This is a genomic window from Photobacterium sp. DNB22_13_2 (assembly GCF_052873915.1).
The window spans coordinates 1-323 of record NZ_JBNNXU010000081.1 but is presented as its reverse complement, the minus strand read 5'-3'; the positions used below and the strand labels follow the sequence as shown (position 1 = coordinate 323).

Here is a 323-nt window from a genome sequence, read left to right as displayed (position 1 = left end):
ACCTTAGCGCCCGCTTGGCTTCGGCCGGCGGGCGCGTTGTTTTTGTCGAGACCAACATGCACACACACCAGTCCGAACGGCACCCCAAGGCGGAGCGGTGGCCAAACGCCTGACCAGCGCAGTTGACGTGCTAGCTCGCCCGCGGCCGCCTGAGTTCCTGCTTGATCCCGAGAACTGGACCCACCACTACGAGCCGGCCAAGGACATGGCCGACTGGGTGAGGTCGCAGATCATCGAGGAAGGGCCGCTCCATAACGATGAGCACGCCCATCTGTTGGATGCTGACATCGCATTTCTCTGGGCGGCCGAGCGGTACGTAAAGC

The 323-nt window shown here is 63.2% G+C and carries 1 protein-coding gene; it reads left to right on the top strand.

The annotated features are described in order from the left end of the window. Positions 1-97 precede the first annotated feature (97 nt). Positions 98-323 (top strand): hypothetical protein (locus tag ACVA58_RS27875; protein ID WP_446513493.1); only part of this gene is annotated, 226 nt, incomplete at its 3' end.